Origin of the sequence: Aeromicrobium sp. 50.2.37, from assembly GCF_024655735.1 — a bacterium.
Lineage (GTDB): Bacteria > Actinomycetota > Actinomycetes > Propionibacteriales > Nocardioidaceae > Aeromicrobium.
The window spans coordinates 63,868-78,383 of sequence record NZ_JANLGG010000002.1 but is presented as its reverse complement, the minus strand read 5'-3'; the positions used below and the strand labels follow the sequence as shown (position 1 = coordinate 78,383).

14 protein-coding genes are annotated in these 14,516 nt (G+C 72.6%); 10 read left to right on the top strand and 4 right to left on the bottom strand.

Translation table 11 applies throughout. The features are described from left to right. Positions 1–20: 20 nt before the first annotated feature. The gene (locus tag NUV38_RS02010) at positions 21–1,457 is read right to left on the bottom strand and encodes an amidase (RefSeq protein ID WP_257727518.1); all 1,437 of its coding nucleotides are present in this window, start codon (positions 1,455–1,457) and stop codon (positions 21–23) included. Then, positions 1,427–1,612 (bottom strand): 50S ribosomal protein L28, encoded by a 186-nt coding sequence (gene rpmB / locus NUV38_RS02005; RefSeq protein WP_055965440.1) that lies wholly within the window; start codon positions 1,610–1,612, stop codon positions 1,427–1,429. Before rpmB ends, NUV38_RS02010 begins: the two co-directional genes overlap by 31 nt. Before the next feature lie 166 nt (positions 1,613–1,778). Between rpmB and NUV38_RS02000 the strand changes: the two genes are divergently transcribed. Genes NUV38_RS02000 through coaD form a run of 4 tightly spaced genes read left to right on the top strand, consistent with a single transcriptional unit; the run spans position 1,779 to position 6,621 of the window. Next, positions 1,779–3,374, top strand: a complete 1,596-nt coding sequence (locus NUV38_RS02000) for a DAK2 domain-containing protein (RefSeq protein ID WP_257727517.1) — start codon at positions 1,779–1,781, stop codon at positions 3,372–3,374. Positions 3,375–3,384: 10 nt separating this feature from the next. Then, the gene (gene recG, locus NUV38_RS01995; protein WP_257727516.1) at positions 3,385–5,565 is read left to right on the top strand and encodes an ATP-dependent DNA helicase RecG; all 2,181 of its coding nucleotides are present in this window, start codon (positions 3,385–3,387) and stop codon (positions 5,563–5,565) included. Then, positions 5,562–6,131, top strand: a complete 570-nt coding sequence (gene rsmD, locus NUV38_RS01990) for a 16S rRNA (guanine(966)-N(2))-methyltransferase RsmD (RefSeq protein ID WP_257727515.1) — start codon at positions 5,562–5,564, stop codon at positions 6,129–6,131. The genes recG and rsmD overlap by 4 nt, the downstream gene beginning before the upstream one ends. Before the next feature lie 13 nt (positions 6,132–6,144). Beyond that, the gene (coaD, locus tag NUV38_RS01985; protein ID WP_257727514.1) at positions 6,145–6,621 is read left to right on the top strand and encodes a pantetheine-phosphate adenylyltransferase; all 477 of its coding nucleotides are present in this window, start codon (positions 6,145–6,147) and stop codon (positions 6,619–6,621) included. Between the two features lie 41 nt (positions 6,622–6,662). Here the strand turns inward: coaD and dinB are convergent, their stop codons facing one another. Then, positions 6,663–7,865, bottom strand: coding sequence for a DNA polymerase IV (gene dinB, locus NUV38_RS01980; RefSeq protein ID WP_257727513.1), 1,203 nt, complete (start codon positions 7,863–7,865; stop codon positions 6,663–6,665). A gap of 303 nt (positions 7,866–8,168) precedes the next feature. On the opposite strand from dinB, the gene NUV38_RS01975 reads away from it, so the two are divergent. Genes NUV38_RS01975 through mutM form a run of 4 tightly spaced genes read left to right on the top strand, consistent with a single transcriptional unit; the run spans position 8,169 to position 10,390 of the window. Further along, positions 8,169–8,627, top strand: coding sequence for a DUF177 domain-containing protein (locus tag NUV38_RS01975; RefSeq protein ID WP_308219636.1), 459 nt, complete (start codon positions 8,169–8,171; stop codon positions 8,625–8,627). A 3-nt stretch (positions 8,628–8,630) separates the two neighbouring features. Next, positions 8,631–8,816, top strand: coding sequence for a 50S ribosomal protein L32 (gene rpmF / locus NUV38_RS01970; protein WP_055965465.1), 186 nt, complete (start codon positions 8,631–8,633; stop codon positions 8,814–8,816). Beyond that, a complete protein-coding gene (rnc, locus tag NUV38_RS01965; RefSeq protein WP_257727512.1) occupies positions 8,794–9,528 on the top strand; it encodes a ribonuclease III in 735 nt (244 codons plus the stop codon). Before rpmF ends, rnc begins: the two co-directional genes overlap by 23 nt. Positions 9,529–9,535: 7 nt before the next feature. Beyond that, positions 9,536–10,390, top strand: a complete 855-nt coding sequence (gene mutM, locus NUV38_RS01960) for a bifunctional DNA-formamidopyrimidine glycosylase/DNA-(apurinic or apyrimidinic site) lyase (RefSeq protein ID WP_257727511.1) — start codon at positions 9,536–9,538, stop codon at positions 10,388–10,390. Between the two features lie 134 nt (positions 10,391–10,524). On the opposite strand, the gene NUV38_RS01955 is transcribed toward mutM, so the two are convergent. Next, on the bottom strand, positions 10,525–11,262 hold the full coding sequence (locus NUV38_RS01955; protein ID WP_257727510.1) for a metallophosphoesterase: 738 nt from the start codon (positions 11,260–11,262) through the stop codon (positions 10,525–10,527). An 80-nt stretch (positions 11,263–11,342) separates the two neighbouring features. Between NUV38_RS01955 and NUV38_RS01950 the strand changes: the two genes are divergently transcribed. Both NUV38_RS01950 and dnaG read left to right on the top strand, forming a co-directional pair. Further along, positions 11,343–12,572, top strand: a complete 1,230-nt coding sequence (locus tag NUV38_RS01950) for a deoxyguanosinetriphosphate triphosphohydrolase (protein WP_257727509.1) — start codon at positions 11,343–11,345, stop codon at positions 12,570–12,572. 23 nt (positions 12,573–12,595) lie between these two features. Continuing rightward, a complete protein-coding gene (dnaG, locus tag NUV38_RS01945; RefSeq protein WP_257727508.1) occupies positions 12,596–14,476 on the top strand; it encodes a DNA primase in 1,881 nt (626 codons plus the stop codon). Positions 14,477–14,516: the final 40 nt, after the last annotated feature.

The window sequence follows — 14,516 nt, the reverse complement described above, 5'->3', positions numbered from 1 at the left end:
GGCACCTCGGAGTGGGCGCGTCAGTCCTGGATGCGAGCGAACGGCTGGGCGGCCTCGAGCTCGTAGGACAGCTCGAGCAGGGTGCGCTCGTCACCGTGCAGGGCCTGCAGCTGGACCCCGATCGGCAGGCCTTCGCCCGCGCGACCCATCGGCAGCGAGATCGCGGGGGAGCCCGTCGCGTTGTTGAGCGGGGTGAACGCGGCGTACCGCACGAGGCGCTCGAACATCTCCGGGAACGGGACGTTCGGGGACAGGTGGCCCAGCCGGGGGGTGGTGTGCGCCAGGACGGGGGAGAGGGCGGTGTCGAGACGGTGCTGCGCGAAGTGCTCCCGCAGCTCGTGCTCGCTGCGCTTGAGCGTGCGCAGCGCGCCCGGGGTGCGCCAGAACGACCGGGCGAAGCGGCGTGCCAGGTGCTGCGTCAGCGGGTCGGTGCCCGACTTGTCGAACTGCGGGTGCATGACCCGCTTGCCGAAGTGGTGGGTCGAGAAGGCCAGCATCGCCCAGTAGTGCTTGAACGCCTCGGCGAAGGCGTCCGCGGCGGGCAGCGGCACCTCCACGACCTCGTGCCCGAGCGACGTGAGCAGCGCGGCGGTGTCCAGCGTGGCGGCGCGCGTCTCGTCGTCGGTCGGGGAGTCGGGAACGGAGTCGACGACCAGACCGATGCGCAGGCGACGGTCACCGGGGCCCTCGACCAGGCCCACGAGCGGCAGGCCGGGGGCGGTGCGGTGGGCCTCGGCGGCGGCCAGGAAGTGGGCCGTGTCGCGCACGGTGCGGGTGACGACGCCGTTGCACACGACGTCGACGGGCATCTGGGCGGCGTGGGCGTCGGGCGCCAGCCGGTCCCGGGTGGGCTTGAGCCCCACGAGGCCGCACGCGGCGGCGGGGATGCGGATGGAGCCCCCGCCGTCGTTGGCGTGGGCGATCGGCACCACGCCGGACGCCACGAGCGCAGCAGCGCCGCCGGACGACGCGCCGCTGGAGAAGTCGGTGTCCCACGGGTTGCGGGTGGGATCGGCCCGGTCGAACTCCGTGCTGGCGCTCCAGCCGAACTCCGGGAGGGAGGACTTGCCGAGCGGGACGAGGCCGGCGGCGCGCAGCTGCGTGGTGAACGGCGCGTCGGCAGCGGCCGGGGTCGCCGGGATGGCACGCGAGCCCTGCCGCGTGGGCAGGCCCGCGACGTCGGTGTTGTCCTTGACGAACGACGGGACGCCGGCGAGCCGACCCGTCAGGGGGCCGGCCGCCAGGGCGAGCGCACGCTCGAAGTCGTCGACGACGATCGCGTTGAGGTGCGGCTCGACCGCGGCTGCGCGGGCGACGGCAGCCTGAGCAGCCTCGACGGCGCTGATGCTTCCATCGGCGATCGAGGCTGCCACGCCGACGGCGTCGAGCTCACCGAGAGCGTCGTCGCCGAAGGCATGGACGTGCTTCAGCGGCTGACCTTGCCGGCCTTGAGGCACGACGTGCAGACGTTCAGGCGCTTGGGCGTGCCGTCGACGACGGCGCGCACGCGCTGGATGTTGGGGTCGAAACGACGCTTCGTGCGTCGGTGCGAGTGGGACACGTTGTGGCCGAAGCCCGGTCCCTTGGTGCACACGTCACAAACCGCTGCCACAGTGACCACTCCTGCTAACTCGATACGGGGATTCGTCGGACGACGAAAGATGAGGGGCGCCCGCACGGCGGGCAACCGCTCAAGGATAGCCGATGCCCACCGGGCGGGGCCAATCGCCCGTCGCGGGTGCCACCGGTACGTCGTGGGGCCACGCTAACCTCACCCCATGGTGCTGCGCCTGCGTCCCGACGCCTTCCGTGCGTGGACCCAGCTGTGCGTGCAGGCGCTGTCGGCCACCCGGGCCGAGATCGACGCGCTCAACGTGTTCCCGGTCCCCGACAGCGACACCGGCACCAACGCCTACCTGACCTTCGTGGCCGGCGCCGACGCGGTGGCGGCACTGCCCGACGACGTCGCCCTCGCCGACCTCGTCCGCGCCCACACCGACGGTCTGCTCACGGGCGCCAAGGGCAACAGCGGCGTCATCCTCTCCCAGCTCGTGCGCGCCACCTTCCACGACCTGTCCCTCGACGCCGCCGTCGAGCCCGCCGACGTCGCGCGGTCCTTCCGGGCCGCGTCCGACGCCGCCCACGCCGCCGTGGGCCGGCCGGTCGAGGGCACCATCCTGTCGGTGGCCCGGGCGGCGGCCGAGGGGGCCGAGCACGCGGTGGAGTCCGGTGCGGAGGCCCGCGACGTGTTCGCCCTGGCGGCCGCGTCCGCGCGAGTCGCGCTGGCGAAGACGCCCGAGCAGATGCCGAGGCTCGCCCAGGCCGGTGTGGTCGACGCGGGCGGGCGCGCCCTCGTGGTGGTGCTCGACGCCACCGAGCGGGCCCTCACCGGCCGCGCCCCCGAGCCGGCGGCCCACCACGTGCCGCGCCCCGTGGCGCCCGCCGGCGACGACTTCGTCGAAGGGGGTCCGGGCTACGAGGTCATGTACCTCCTCGACGCCGACGACAGCGAGATCCCCGCACTGCGCAGGGCGCTCGACGGGCTGGGCGACTCGCTCGTCGTCGTGGGTGGCGAACGGCTGTGGAACGTCCACGTGCACGTCGACGACGTGGGCGCCGCCATCGAGGCCGGCATGCAGGCCGGCCGGCCGTACCGCATCGCCGTCACCCACTTCGCCGACCAGATCGCGCGTCAGCGGGGCGAGGCCGCGGTCGGTCGTGCCGTCGTGGTGGCCGCCACCGGCGCCGGGCTGGCCGACCTGTGCCGCGAGGCCGGCGCCCACGTCCTCGAGTTCACCCGTGACCGCCCCGTCGACGTCGCCACGATGCTCGGGACGCTGCGCTCCCTCGACGTCGCGGAGATCGTGGTGCTGCCCAACAACCCGCGGTACGTCGGCCTGTTCGACGCAGCGGCCAAGCAGGTGCGCGCCGACGGGGTGCGTGTCGCCGTCATCCCCACGCATGCCCAGGTGCAGGGTCTGGCGGCGCTGGCCGTCCACGACCCCGGTCTCGACTTCGACGAGGACGTCGTCGCCATGTCGAGCGCGGCCGCCCACACCCAGCACGGGGCCGTCACGGTGGCCACCGAGCCGGGCATCACGATGGCCGGCCCGTGCGACGTCGGCGACGTGCTCGGCGTCGTCTCCGGCGACTTCGCGGTGGTCGGTCACGACGTCGCCGAGGTCGCGGGTGCGGTCCTCGACCGGCTCGTGTCCCCGGCGGCCGAGCTGGTCACCCTGGTCGTCGGCGACGGAGCCGACGACGACGTCGCGCAGGAGCTGTCCCGCCGCCTCCGGGCCGAACGGGTCGACGTCGACGTGGTCGTCTACCAGGGCGGCCAGGAGAACTACCCGCTGTTCGTCGCGGTGGAGTAGAGGTGGGGCAGTGAGCACGACCCCCACCAGCACGCCGACCAACCCGCCCGATCGTCGGCTGCGCTCGGTCGTGGGCGACGCGACGGCCAAGAAGCTGGCCACGCTCGGACTCGAGACCATCGACGACCTGCTGCGTCACTACCCCCGGCGCTACGTGTCGCTCGGGGAGATGACCGACCTCGCGGCGCTCCAGGTCGGCCAGTACGCCACGGTCATGGCCCGCGTGGTCGAGGCGGTGAACCGACGCTTCGGGCCGGGCGGACGCAAGACCCGCACGGAGGTGACCATCACCGACGGGAACGCACGGCTCACCCTCACCTTCTTCTCCCAGCCGTGGCGGCAGGCGCAGCTGGCACCCGGCACCGTCGGGCTGTTCGCCGGCGAGGTCGGTGCGTTCAACGGTCGCCTGCAGCTGACCCATCCCCTGTACGAGCCGCTCGAGGGCCCCGACGCCATGGAGGGGCGGATCGCGCGCGGCATCATCCCGATCTACCGGGCGAGCGCGAAGATCCCCTCGCTCGCCATCGAGCGCTCCGTCGAGACGGTGCTGGCGATCGCCGACGTCGAGGACCCGGTCCCGGCCGACGTCCGGGCCTCCCGCGGCCTGCCGGCCGCACCCGAGGCGTTCGAGATGATCCACCGGCCCCGCTCCAGCGAGCAGTGGCAGCTCGCACGCGACCGGTTCCGCTTCGAGGAGGCGTTCGTGCTGCAGACGGTGTTCGCCCAGCGTCGGCACGCCGCCCTCGGTCAGTCCGCAGCGCCACGACCGCGTCGCGTCGGGGGTCTGCGCGACGCCTTCGAGGAGCAGCTGCCGTTCACGCTCACCGACGGCCAGCGTGCCGTGGTGGCCGAGATCGAGGCCGACCTCGCACGGGAGCACCCGATGCACCGGCTGCTCCAGGGCGAGGTCGGCTCGGGCAAGACGATCGTGGCCCTGCTGGCCATGCTCCAGGTCGTCGACGACGGTGCGCAGGCCGTGCTCCTGGCCCCCACCGAGGTGCTGGCAGCGCAGCACCACCGCGGCATCACCGCCATGCTCGGGGCGCTCGCGCAGGGCGGCATGCTCGGGGGAGCCGCCGAGGGCACACGGGTGCGGCTGCTCACCGGGTCCGTGGGGGCCAAGGCGCGCAAGGAGGCCCTGCTCGACGCCGCCTCCGGTGCCGCCGGGATCGTCATCGGCACCCACGCCGTGCTGCAGGACACCGTGCAGCTGGCCGAGCTCGGGCTCCTGGTGATCGACGAGCAGCACCGGTTCGGCGTCGAGCAGCGCGCCGTGCTGGTCGACCGCACGGAGGTCAAGCCGCACGTCCTCGTCATGACGGCCACGCCCATCCCGCGCACGATCGCGATGACGGTGTTCGGCGACCTCGAGACCTCGACGTTGACCGAGCTGCCGGGCGGCCGTCGGCCCATCCAGACCACCGTGGTCCCGGCGGCGGAGAGGCCCGATTGGCTCGCTCGGGCCTGGGACCGGGTGCGGGAGGAGGTCGCCGAGGGTCGCCAGGCCTACGTGGTCGTGTCGCGGATCGGCCAGGACGCCGACGGCGCAGGGGCCGAGACCGCCGACCCCGACGCCCCACCGACCCGGTCCCTGCTCGACCTGCACGACGAGCTGGCCGCGGGGCCCCTCGAGGGCCTGCGGCTGGGCATGCTGCACGGACGCCAGCCGGCCGACGAGAAGGACGCGACGATGACCGCCTTCGCGCGGGGCGAGATCGACGTGCTCGTGGCCACGACGGTGATCGAGGTGGGGGTCGACGTGCCCAACGCCACGGTGATGGTGGTCGTCGACGCCGAGCGGTTCGGGGTGTCACAGCTGCACCAGCTGCGCGGCCGGGTCGGACGTGGTGGTCACCCGGGTCTGTGCCTGCTGGTCACGTCGGCGGAGGACGGGTCGCCGTCGCGCGAGCGCCTCGACGCGGTCGCGTCCACGTCCGACGGCTTCGCCCTGTCGAGGCTCGACGCCGAGCAGCGGCGCGAGGGCGACGTGCTAGGCGCCGCGCAGTCGGGCATCCGCAGCAGCCTGCGCCTGCTGTCGGTGGTCAAGGACGAGAAGGTCATCGCCGAGGCGCGCGAGGTCGCGACCGCCTTCGTCGAGTCCGATCCCGCGCTGGACTCGGCACCGGACCTGCGGCTCGCCGTCGACCGGCTCGAGCAGTCCCGCCAGGCCGATTACCTGGAGCGCACGTGACGCGGGTGATCGCGGGTCGGTGGGGCGGTCGTCGGCTCCGCACGCCGCCCGGCGACGGCACCCGTCCCACGTCCGACCGGGTGCGCGAGTCGCTCTTCGCGTCGTTGGTCTCGTTGTTCGGGGGCCTGGACGGGATCCGGGTGCTGGACCTCTACGCGGGGTCCGGGGCGCTGGGCCTCGAGGCGCTGTCGCGTGGTGCCGTCTCGGCCGACCTGGTCGAGTCCGACCGCCGGGCGGCTCAGGTGGCGCAGCAGAACGTCCGCGACCTCGGTGCCGAGGCCGTCGTGCACCGCACGAGCGCGGCGAGCTTCGTGGGGTCGGCGGCGGGTCCCTACGACCTCGTGCTCCTGGACCCGCCCTACGCCGTGAGCACCGACGACGTCGCCGCCGTCGTCGCGGTGCTCGCCGACTCCCTCGCCGACGACGCCGTGGTGGTGGTGGAGCGCTCGACCCGCACGCCGTTCGTGTGGCCGCCAGGCTTCGAGGGCTTCCGGGAGCGGGCGCACGGCGAGACGACCGTGTGGTTCGGAGCGGTCGCGGCCGGTCCCGACGATCGAGCGCCCTGATAGCGTCGACGCCGTGACCCGCGTCGTCTGCCCCGGCTCCTTCGACCCGGTGACCAACGGTCACCTCGACATCGTGCGCCGGGCGTCCCGGCTGTTCGACGAGGTGGTCGTGGCCGTGCTGGTCAACGAGAGCAAGAAGAGCCTGTTCTCGCTCGAGGAGCGCATGGACCTGCTCGCTCGGGCCACCTCGGACCTGCCGAACGTGTCGGTCGACTCCTTCCAGGGTCTGCTGGTCGACTTCTGCACCGAGCACGACGTGTCGGCCATCGTGAAGGGCCTGCGGGCCGTCTCGGACTTCGACTACGAGCTGCAGATGGCCCAGATGAACGGCAACCTGACCGACGTCGACACGGTGTTCATCCCCACCAGTCCGGAGTACTCCTTCCTGGCCTCGAGCCTCGTCAAGGAGGTCGCGAAGGGTGGGGGAGACGTGAGCGGGCTGGTGCCCGACTTCGTGCTCGCGCGCCTGGACGAGGTCTTCGGCCGCTGAGTCCGCTCGCGCCTGCCGGGTGACGAACGCCCCGTGGGGGTTCAGTCGTCCGGCAAGGTCGGCATGGCGGGCCGCTCGCCCCGCCCGAGCTGCGCACCTCGACGCACCGCGCGTGCGCCGAAGCGGTCGCGCACGGCGTCGACCGCCGAGTCGAGCCCGGGGTCGTCGGCGGCCGTGAGCGGGAGCAGCAGCTGCTCGCCGTGGTCGTCGAGGCCGGCGGCCTGGAAGCCGACGAGGGTGATGCCCCGCCGAGCGATCTCGCCGTGACGCGACCGCAGCAGCCGCATGACGGCCTCGAGCAGCACCTGGGTGTGGGCGCTGGGCCGGGGCAGCGTGTGCGAGGTGGTGGAGCTGGTGAAGTCGTCGAAGCGCACCCGCAGCACCACGGTCGACGCCGTCCGCCCCGCCGAGCGCAGACGCCGCGCCACGCGGTCGACGAGGCCGAGGAGCACCACCTCGACCTCCTGAGGGGTCCGTTCACCCCGGCCGAGGGCGTGCTGGGCCCCCATGGACCGCCGCGACGGACGGGCGCGCACCTGCCGCGGGTCGTGTCCCGACGCGAGGGCGTGCAGATCCCCGGCCGCGCCTGCACCGACCAGCGAGGCGAGCTCGCCCCGCTCCAGTGCGGCGACGTCGGCGATGGTGCGGATGCGAGCGGCGTGCAGCTTCTCGGTGGTCCGCGGCCCGACGCCCCACAGGGCCTGGACCGGCAGCGAGAGCAGGAAGCGGCGTTCGTCGTCGAGCGGGATCACGAGCAGGCCGTCGGGCTTGGCCATGGCGCTGCCGACCTTGGCGAGGTACTTGGTGCGCGCGACGCCCACCGAGATGGGCAGCCCGACCCGTTCGCGCACGTCGGCGCGCAGCCTGGTCGCGATCTGCGAGGGCGCGCCCCGGATGCGCCGGAGCCCGCCGACCTCCAGGAAGGCCTCGTCGATCGAGACGCCCTCGACCAGCGGGGTGGTGTCCTCGAAGACGGCGAACACCTCACGGCTGGCCTGTGTGTAGGCCGCCGGGCGGGGCGGCACCACCACCAGGTCGGGGCACAGCCGCAGGGCCTGCCGCAGTCCCATGGCGCCCTTCACGCCTCGCGCCCGTGCCTCGTACGACGCTGCCATGACGACCCCGCCACCGACGGCCACGGGACGACCGCGCAGCGCGGGGTCGTCGCGGATCTCGACGGAGGCGAAGAAGGAGTCGAGGTCGGCGTGCAGCACCGTTCCCTCGCGCTCGGCCGACGTCTCCACGTCTCGAGGGTCCCACCGTCCACCGACATGCGGGGGCCCGTCGGGCCGAGGACGCCCCGAAGGCTCCCGGTGGCCCGGCGGGGTGCGGGTACGCGATTGGTGTCGCGGTGCGGGCACCGGTTAGGATGGACGGCGGCCTGCTTGCAGGCTGTGATCTGCTGTGCACATCGACGGACGGACGTGAACGTGCAACCGGGCCCCTTGGTCTTCGACACCCAGGTGTTGGGACGCCGACCAGGGACCGAGCGTACGTTCACCAGGACCATCGAGGCGCCTGCGGATCTGGGCCACGACGTCTACGGCGTGCCCGAGGGATCGTCCATCGATCTCGAGCTCCGGCTCGAGGCCGTCATGGACGGGGTGCTGGCCACCGGCACCGCCTCGGCGCGAGCAGTGGGCGAGTGCGTCCGCTGCCTGGACACCCTCGACGACACCGTCGTGGTGGACCTGCAGGAGCTGTACCTGTACGACCCGATCAGCGCCGGCGACGGTGCTGAAGACGACGGGGAGGAAGACGAGCTTCCCGCCCTCGAGGACGACCTGCTCGACCTCGAACCCGTCCTGCGGGACGCGGTGGTGCTCGCACTGCCGCTCAACCCCGTGTGTGATCCGGAATGTCCGGGACTGTGCCCCGAGTGCGGGGCGCGCCTCGCGGACGATCCAGACCACACACACGGCGATCCGATCGACCCCCGCTGGGCGTCGTTGGGCCGCTTGACCCAGAACCTCCCGGGCGATGTCCCGGGGCCGAACAAGGAGTAGATCGTGGCAGTTCCGAAGCGGAAGATGTCGCGCAGCAACACGCGCCACCGCCGTTCGCAGTGGAAGACCACGGCGACCACCCTCGTCGACTGCGCCAACCCCGCCTGCGACTCGAAGGTCGTCCCGCACCGTGCGTGCGGTGAGTGTGGCCAGTACGGCGCGCGCGGTGAGCGTCGACAGGTCCTCTGATCCTCAGGGCCACGAAGCCCTGAGGGAGGTGCTCGGTGTCCCCGACCTGGACGCCGATCTCCTCGAGCACGCCCTGACGCACCGCTCGTACGCGTACGAGAACGGTGGCCTGCCCAACAACGAGCGACTGGAGTTCCTGGGCGACTCGGTGCTGGGTCTCGTCGTCACGGACGCGCTGTTCACCAACCATCCCGACCTCGCCGAGGGGCGGCTCGCCAAGCTGCGGGCCGCCGTCGTGAGCGCCAAGGCGCTCGCCGAGGTCGCGCACACCCTCGACCTCGGCTCCCACATCCGTCTGGGCCGCGGCGAGGAGGCCACGGGCGGACGCAACAAGTCGTCGATCCTCTCCGACACGGTCGAGGCCGTCATCGGGGCGATCTACGTGCAGTTCGGCATCGAGCGCGCCTCGCAGGTGGTGCACACGGTGTTCGACCCGTTCATCGCCCGCGCCGCCGACCTGGGTGCTGGTCTGGACTGGAAGACCTCGCTGCAGGAGATCGCCGCCAACCACGACCTCGGTGTGCCGCGCTACGCCATCGAGAGCGAGGGCCCCGACCACGACAAGACGTTCGCGGCGGCCGTGCTCGTCGGGGACCGGCGGTACGAGGGCGGCACCGGTCGTTCCAAGAAGGAGGCCGAGCAGCAGGTCGCCGAGATCGCGTGGCGGGCCATCACGGCCGAGGTGAGCCCGGTCGACGCCGTCGAGGTCTGAGCCGTACGTGCCTGAGCTGCCCGAGGTCGAGGTCGTCCGGCGAGGCCTGGACACCCACGTCGTCGGCCGCACGGTCACGGCCGTCACGGTGCACGACGTGCGATCGCTGAAGCGCCACCTGCCCGGCGCCGCCGACTTCGTCCCGCGGCTCGTCGGCCGGCGCGTCGAAGCGGCGCGGCGTCGAGGCAAGTACCTGTGGCTCGTGCTCGACGGCGACGAGGCGCTGCTGTGCCACCTCGGCATGAGCGGGCAGATGCTCATCAGCGACGCCGAGGCCCCCGCACCCAGGCACCTGCGCATCGTCCTGGACCTCGACGACGGTAGGCAGCTGCGCTTCGTCGACCAGCGGATCTTCGGCGGCATGATGCTCGCCGACGTGGACGACGAGCAGGTCCCGGTGACCATCGGCCACATCGCCCGGGACCCGCTCGACCCCGCGTTCGACCCCGACCTGTTCGCCACGCGCCTGCGTCGACGTCGGACCGGCGTCAAGCGGGCGCTGCTCGACCAGACCCTCGTGTCGGGGGTCGGCAACATCTACGCCGACGAGTCCCTCTGGCGGGTGCCGCTGCACTACGCACGTGCCACCGAGAACCTGCGCAAGCGCGAGGTCGAGTCGCTGCTGGGTCACGTGGTCGACGTGATGGGCGAGGCGCTCGAGCAGGGCGGCACCTCCTTCGACGCGCTGTACGTGAACGTGAACGGCCAGAGCGGCTACTTCGACCGCTCCCTCGCCGCCTACGGCCAGGAGGGCGAGCCCTGCCCGCGCTGCGGCACCCCCATCCGCCGCGACGCCTTCATGAACCGCAGCTCCTTCACCTGCCCGCGCTGCCAGCCCCGCCCCCGCAACGGCCGCTTCTGACCCTCCCGTCCCCACGGGCCGTCTCCGCGATTCCCATCAGCTGATGGGAACCACGAGCACACCTCGGTTCCCTGTCACTCACCATGGCGTGCCCGCCGAGGTGAGTGGGGGAGAACCATGGTCAGTGCGGGGCCTCAGCGGCCGTCGCGGGGGCCGAAGGTGGTGAGGGCCTCGACGTCGCCGGCCGGTCGGCGCAGCGTCTCCTCGGCCCAGGCCGCCACCTCCGGCCAGCTCGAACCCGCGACGACGTCGCGCACCAGCTGGTCGTGGTCGAGGGCGGTCCGACCGAACGTGACCTGCCCACCCGACAGCACCGCCCAGCTCGCGCCTTCGTGCCCGTACGGGAGCCCGACGCTGCCGGGGTTCACGACCAGACGACGGTCGACGAGCCGCAGGTACGGCATGTGGGTGTGGCCGCAGACGACGGTGCGCACGTCGTCGGGCAGGTCGGCGAAGACCTCGGCCCACCGCTCGAGCCGGCTGTCGACGAGCACGACCTCCTGGTCGTCGCGGGGCGTGGCGTGGCAGAAGCGGACGAGACCGAACCCCTCGATCTCGAGCGTCACCTGCTCCGGCATCGCGTCGAGCAGCTCCTGGTGGGCAGCCGTCATCTGGCCGGCTCCCCACACGGACAGGGGGTCGTCCGCGAGGCCGACGTTGATGCCGCGCGACATCTGCAGCAGCTCGCGGTCGGCATTGCCGCGTACCAGCAGGACCCCCGCGCCGAGACCGCGGAGCCTGTCGAGCACCTCGGCCGGCTGCGGCCCCCACGTGTGGTCGCCGGTGACGACGACGAGGTCGGCGCGGGCCACGACCGGCTCGGCGAGCACGGCCTCCAGCGCGGGCAGCACACCGTGGACGTCTGAGATCACCGCGACCGTGGAGAGCACATCGACAGCCTGGCACGCCGCACACTGCCGCCGCGGCTGCACCACGCGGTAGCGTTCCCGCCGTGGAGAGTCCGTACGGCATCGAGTCGCGGGCGCGGGTCGTCGCGGAGCCGACGAAGCGGGCCGGACGCACCCCGTTCGAGCGCGACCGCGGACGCGTGGTGCACTCCGCGGCGCTGCGCAGGCTCTCGGCCAAGACCCAGGTGATGGGCGCCGGGTTCGACGACTTCGTCCGCAACCGGCTCACCCACACCCTCGAGGTCGCGCAGGTGGCGCGTGAGCTGGGCGCCACGCTCGGCTGCGACCCCGACGTCGTCGACTGTGCAGCCCTCTCGCACGACCTCGGGCACCCGCCGTTCGGACACAACGGCGAGGTGGCGCTCGACCTGGCCGCTCGCGACGTCGGCGGGTTCGAGGGCAACGCCCAGACGTTGCGCATCCTCAGCCGACTGGAGGCCAAGACGGTCGACGCCGACGGCCGGAGCGTGGGGCTGAACCTCACGCGCGCGACCCTGGCGGCCTGCGTGAAGTACCCGTGGGCGCGCGGCGACGCACCGGACGGTGGCCCCAAGTTCGGCGTCTACGCCGACGACCGGCCGATCTTCGACTGGCTCCGGCTGGGTGCCCCCGAGGGGCGACGCCCGGTCGAGGCGCAGGTGATGGACCTGGCCGACGACATCGCCTACTCCGTCCACGACGTGGAGGACGCCGTGGTCGGCGGGTGGTTCAGCCTCCTGCCCGGGCGTCTCGACCTCGCGAACGTCTACCACGTGGCGCGCGACTGGTACGACCCCGACGCCGACGACGACCGTCTCGGTGCGGCGCTCGAGCGCCTGCGCGCGATGCCGGAGTGGCCGCGCGAGGACTTCGACGGGAGTCGTGAGGCGCACGCGGTGCTGAAGAGCCTGACCAGCGGGTTGATCGGCCGGTTCGCGGTGTCCGCGGAGAGGGCGACGGTCGAGCGTTGGGGGCCGGGCCCGCTCACGCGCTACGGCGCCGACCTGGAGGTGCCGCCCGACACCCGCGACGAGATCGTCGTGCTCAAGTCCGTCGCAGCGCACTACGTGATGCGCTCGGACGACCGCGCTCGCCAGCTCACCGCCCAGCGCGAGGCGCTCGGTGCCCTCGTCGCGCTGCTGGTCGCCACGGGCGACGAGCACCTGGAGCCGGAGTTCCGCGCCGACCTCATGCGCGCCGACGACGACGCGGCGCGCACCAGGGTCGTCATCGACCAGGTGGCGAGCCTGACCGACGTGTCGGCCCGGCTGTGGGCCGACCGGCTCCTCGGTTGACGGCCACGGCCTAGGATCGTCCCGTGGCGGGACTGATCAACGACGAGGACATCCAGCTCGTCCGTGAACGCGCCCGCATCGACGAGGTCGTCGAGCAGTACGTGACGCTGCGCCGTTCCGGCGGGACCATGAAGGGCCTCTGCCCGTTCCACGACGAGAAGACCCCGTCGTTCCACGCGAATCCCGCGCGCGGCACCTTCCACTGCTTCGGCTGCGGCGAGGGTGGCGACGCGATCGCCTTCATCCAGAAGATCGAGGGACTGAGCTTCGTCGAGTCGATGGAGCGGTTGGCGGCCAAGTACGGCATCCAGCTGCGCTACGAGGAGGGCGAGTCGCGCGGGCCTCGTCGCGACCCCCAGCAGCGCCAGCGCCTGCTGGAGGCCCACCGCCTGGCGGGCGAGTTCTACGCGCAGACCCTCGCCTCGGCGGCCGAGGCGTCGCCGGGCCGCCGGTTCGTGACCGATCGTGGCTTCGACCAGCGTGCGGCCGAGACCTTCGCGATGGGCTGGGCCCCGCGATCGGGCACCGCCCTCATCGCCCACCTGAAGGGAAAGGGCTTCACCGACGACGAGCTGGTGACCGGTGGGCTGGCCCGGCGCTCGAGCCGCGGGCTGTTCGACGCGTTCCAGGGCAGGCTGCTGTGGCCCATCCGCGAGATGACGAGCGAGATCATCGGGTTCGGCGCCCGGCGCATGTTCGAGGACGACTTCATGCAGGGCAAGTACGTGAACACCTCGGAGTCGCCGATCTACAAGAAGAGCCAGGTGCTCTACGGGGTCGACCTCGCACGGCGCCAGATCTCCTCGGAGAGCCGGGCCGTGGTGGTCGAGGGCTACACCGACGTGATGGCCTGCCACGAGGCCGGCGTGCGCACCGCCGTGGCCACCTGCGGCACGGCGTTCGGCGAGGGTCACGCCAAGGTGCTGCGACGCATCCTGCTCGACGACGGTGCGATGCACGGGGAGGTCGTGTTCACCTTCGACGGTGACGAGGCCGGCCAGCGTGCCGCGATGAAGGCGTTCGAGGGGGACCAGCAGTTCGCCGCACAGACCTACGTGGCCGTGGAGCCGCGCGGGATGGACCCGTGCGACCTGCGTCTGGCCGACGGCGACGCCGGCGTGCGGGCGCTCGTCGACGCGCGGATCCCGTTGTACCGGTTCGTGCTCGACAACGTGCTCACCCGGTACGACCTCGACCGCGCCGACCAGCGCGTCGACGCCGTGCGCGAGGCCGTCGGCCTGGCCTCGTCGATCCGCGACAAGAGCAAGGTCGAGGAGTTCCTCCGCGAGGTGGCCACGCGCGTCGGGGTCGACGTCGACCAGGTGCGCACGGAGCACCGTCGGTACAAGCCGGCGGTCAAGCCGGAGCGTCGGGTTCCGACGCAGCAGGCCGAGGCGCCCGCACCTGCGCCGCCACCACAGCCCTTCGTCAGCTTCGGGGCTCGCCAGTTCGCCGACGAGCGGGAGGCGCTGAAGGCGCTTGCGCAGCACCCTCACCTGGCTCGTGTCCCGGCGCAGAGCCTCGACGACGACGACTTCACGCACCCGGTGGCGCAGGAGATCTGGCGCACCATGGTGAAGGTCGGCCTGCCGGAGCAGTCCGACCCGACGTTCGTGCCGCGGGTCTCCGACGCGCTGGTCTCCGACGACCTGCGCCGGGTGCTGAGCCTGGCCGCCATGGAGCCGTTGAGCTCCACCGAGGGCTCCACGGCGCGCGTGGTGACGGCGGTCATGGCCCGGCTCCGCCTGCTCACGGTGGGGCGGCTGGTGGAGGACCTGCGGTCCAAGCTGCAGCGCACCGACCCGGCGGAGCAGCCCGACGAGTACCGCGAGGTGTTCAGCCAGCTCCTCGCTCGCCAGGGCGAGTTCCGCGAGCTGCGCGACAAGACCTTCGGCGGCGAGTAGCTCCACCGCCTCGTCCCCAGCCGTGGGTGGGCCGGGGAGG

What these genes read in the sequence shown, in the direction of transcription:
- NUV38_RS02000 (WP_257727517.1), top strand. Translation starts at nt 1,779, where the DNA reads ATGGTGCTGCGCCTGCGTCCCGACGCCTTCCGTGCGTGGACCCAGCTG.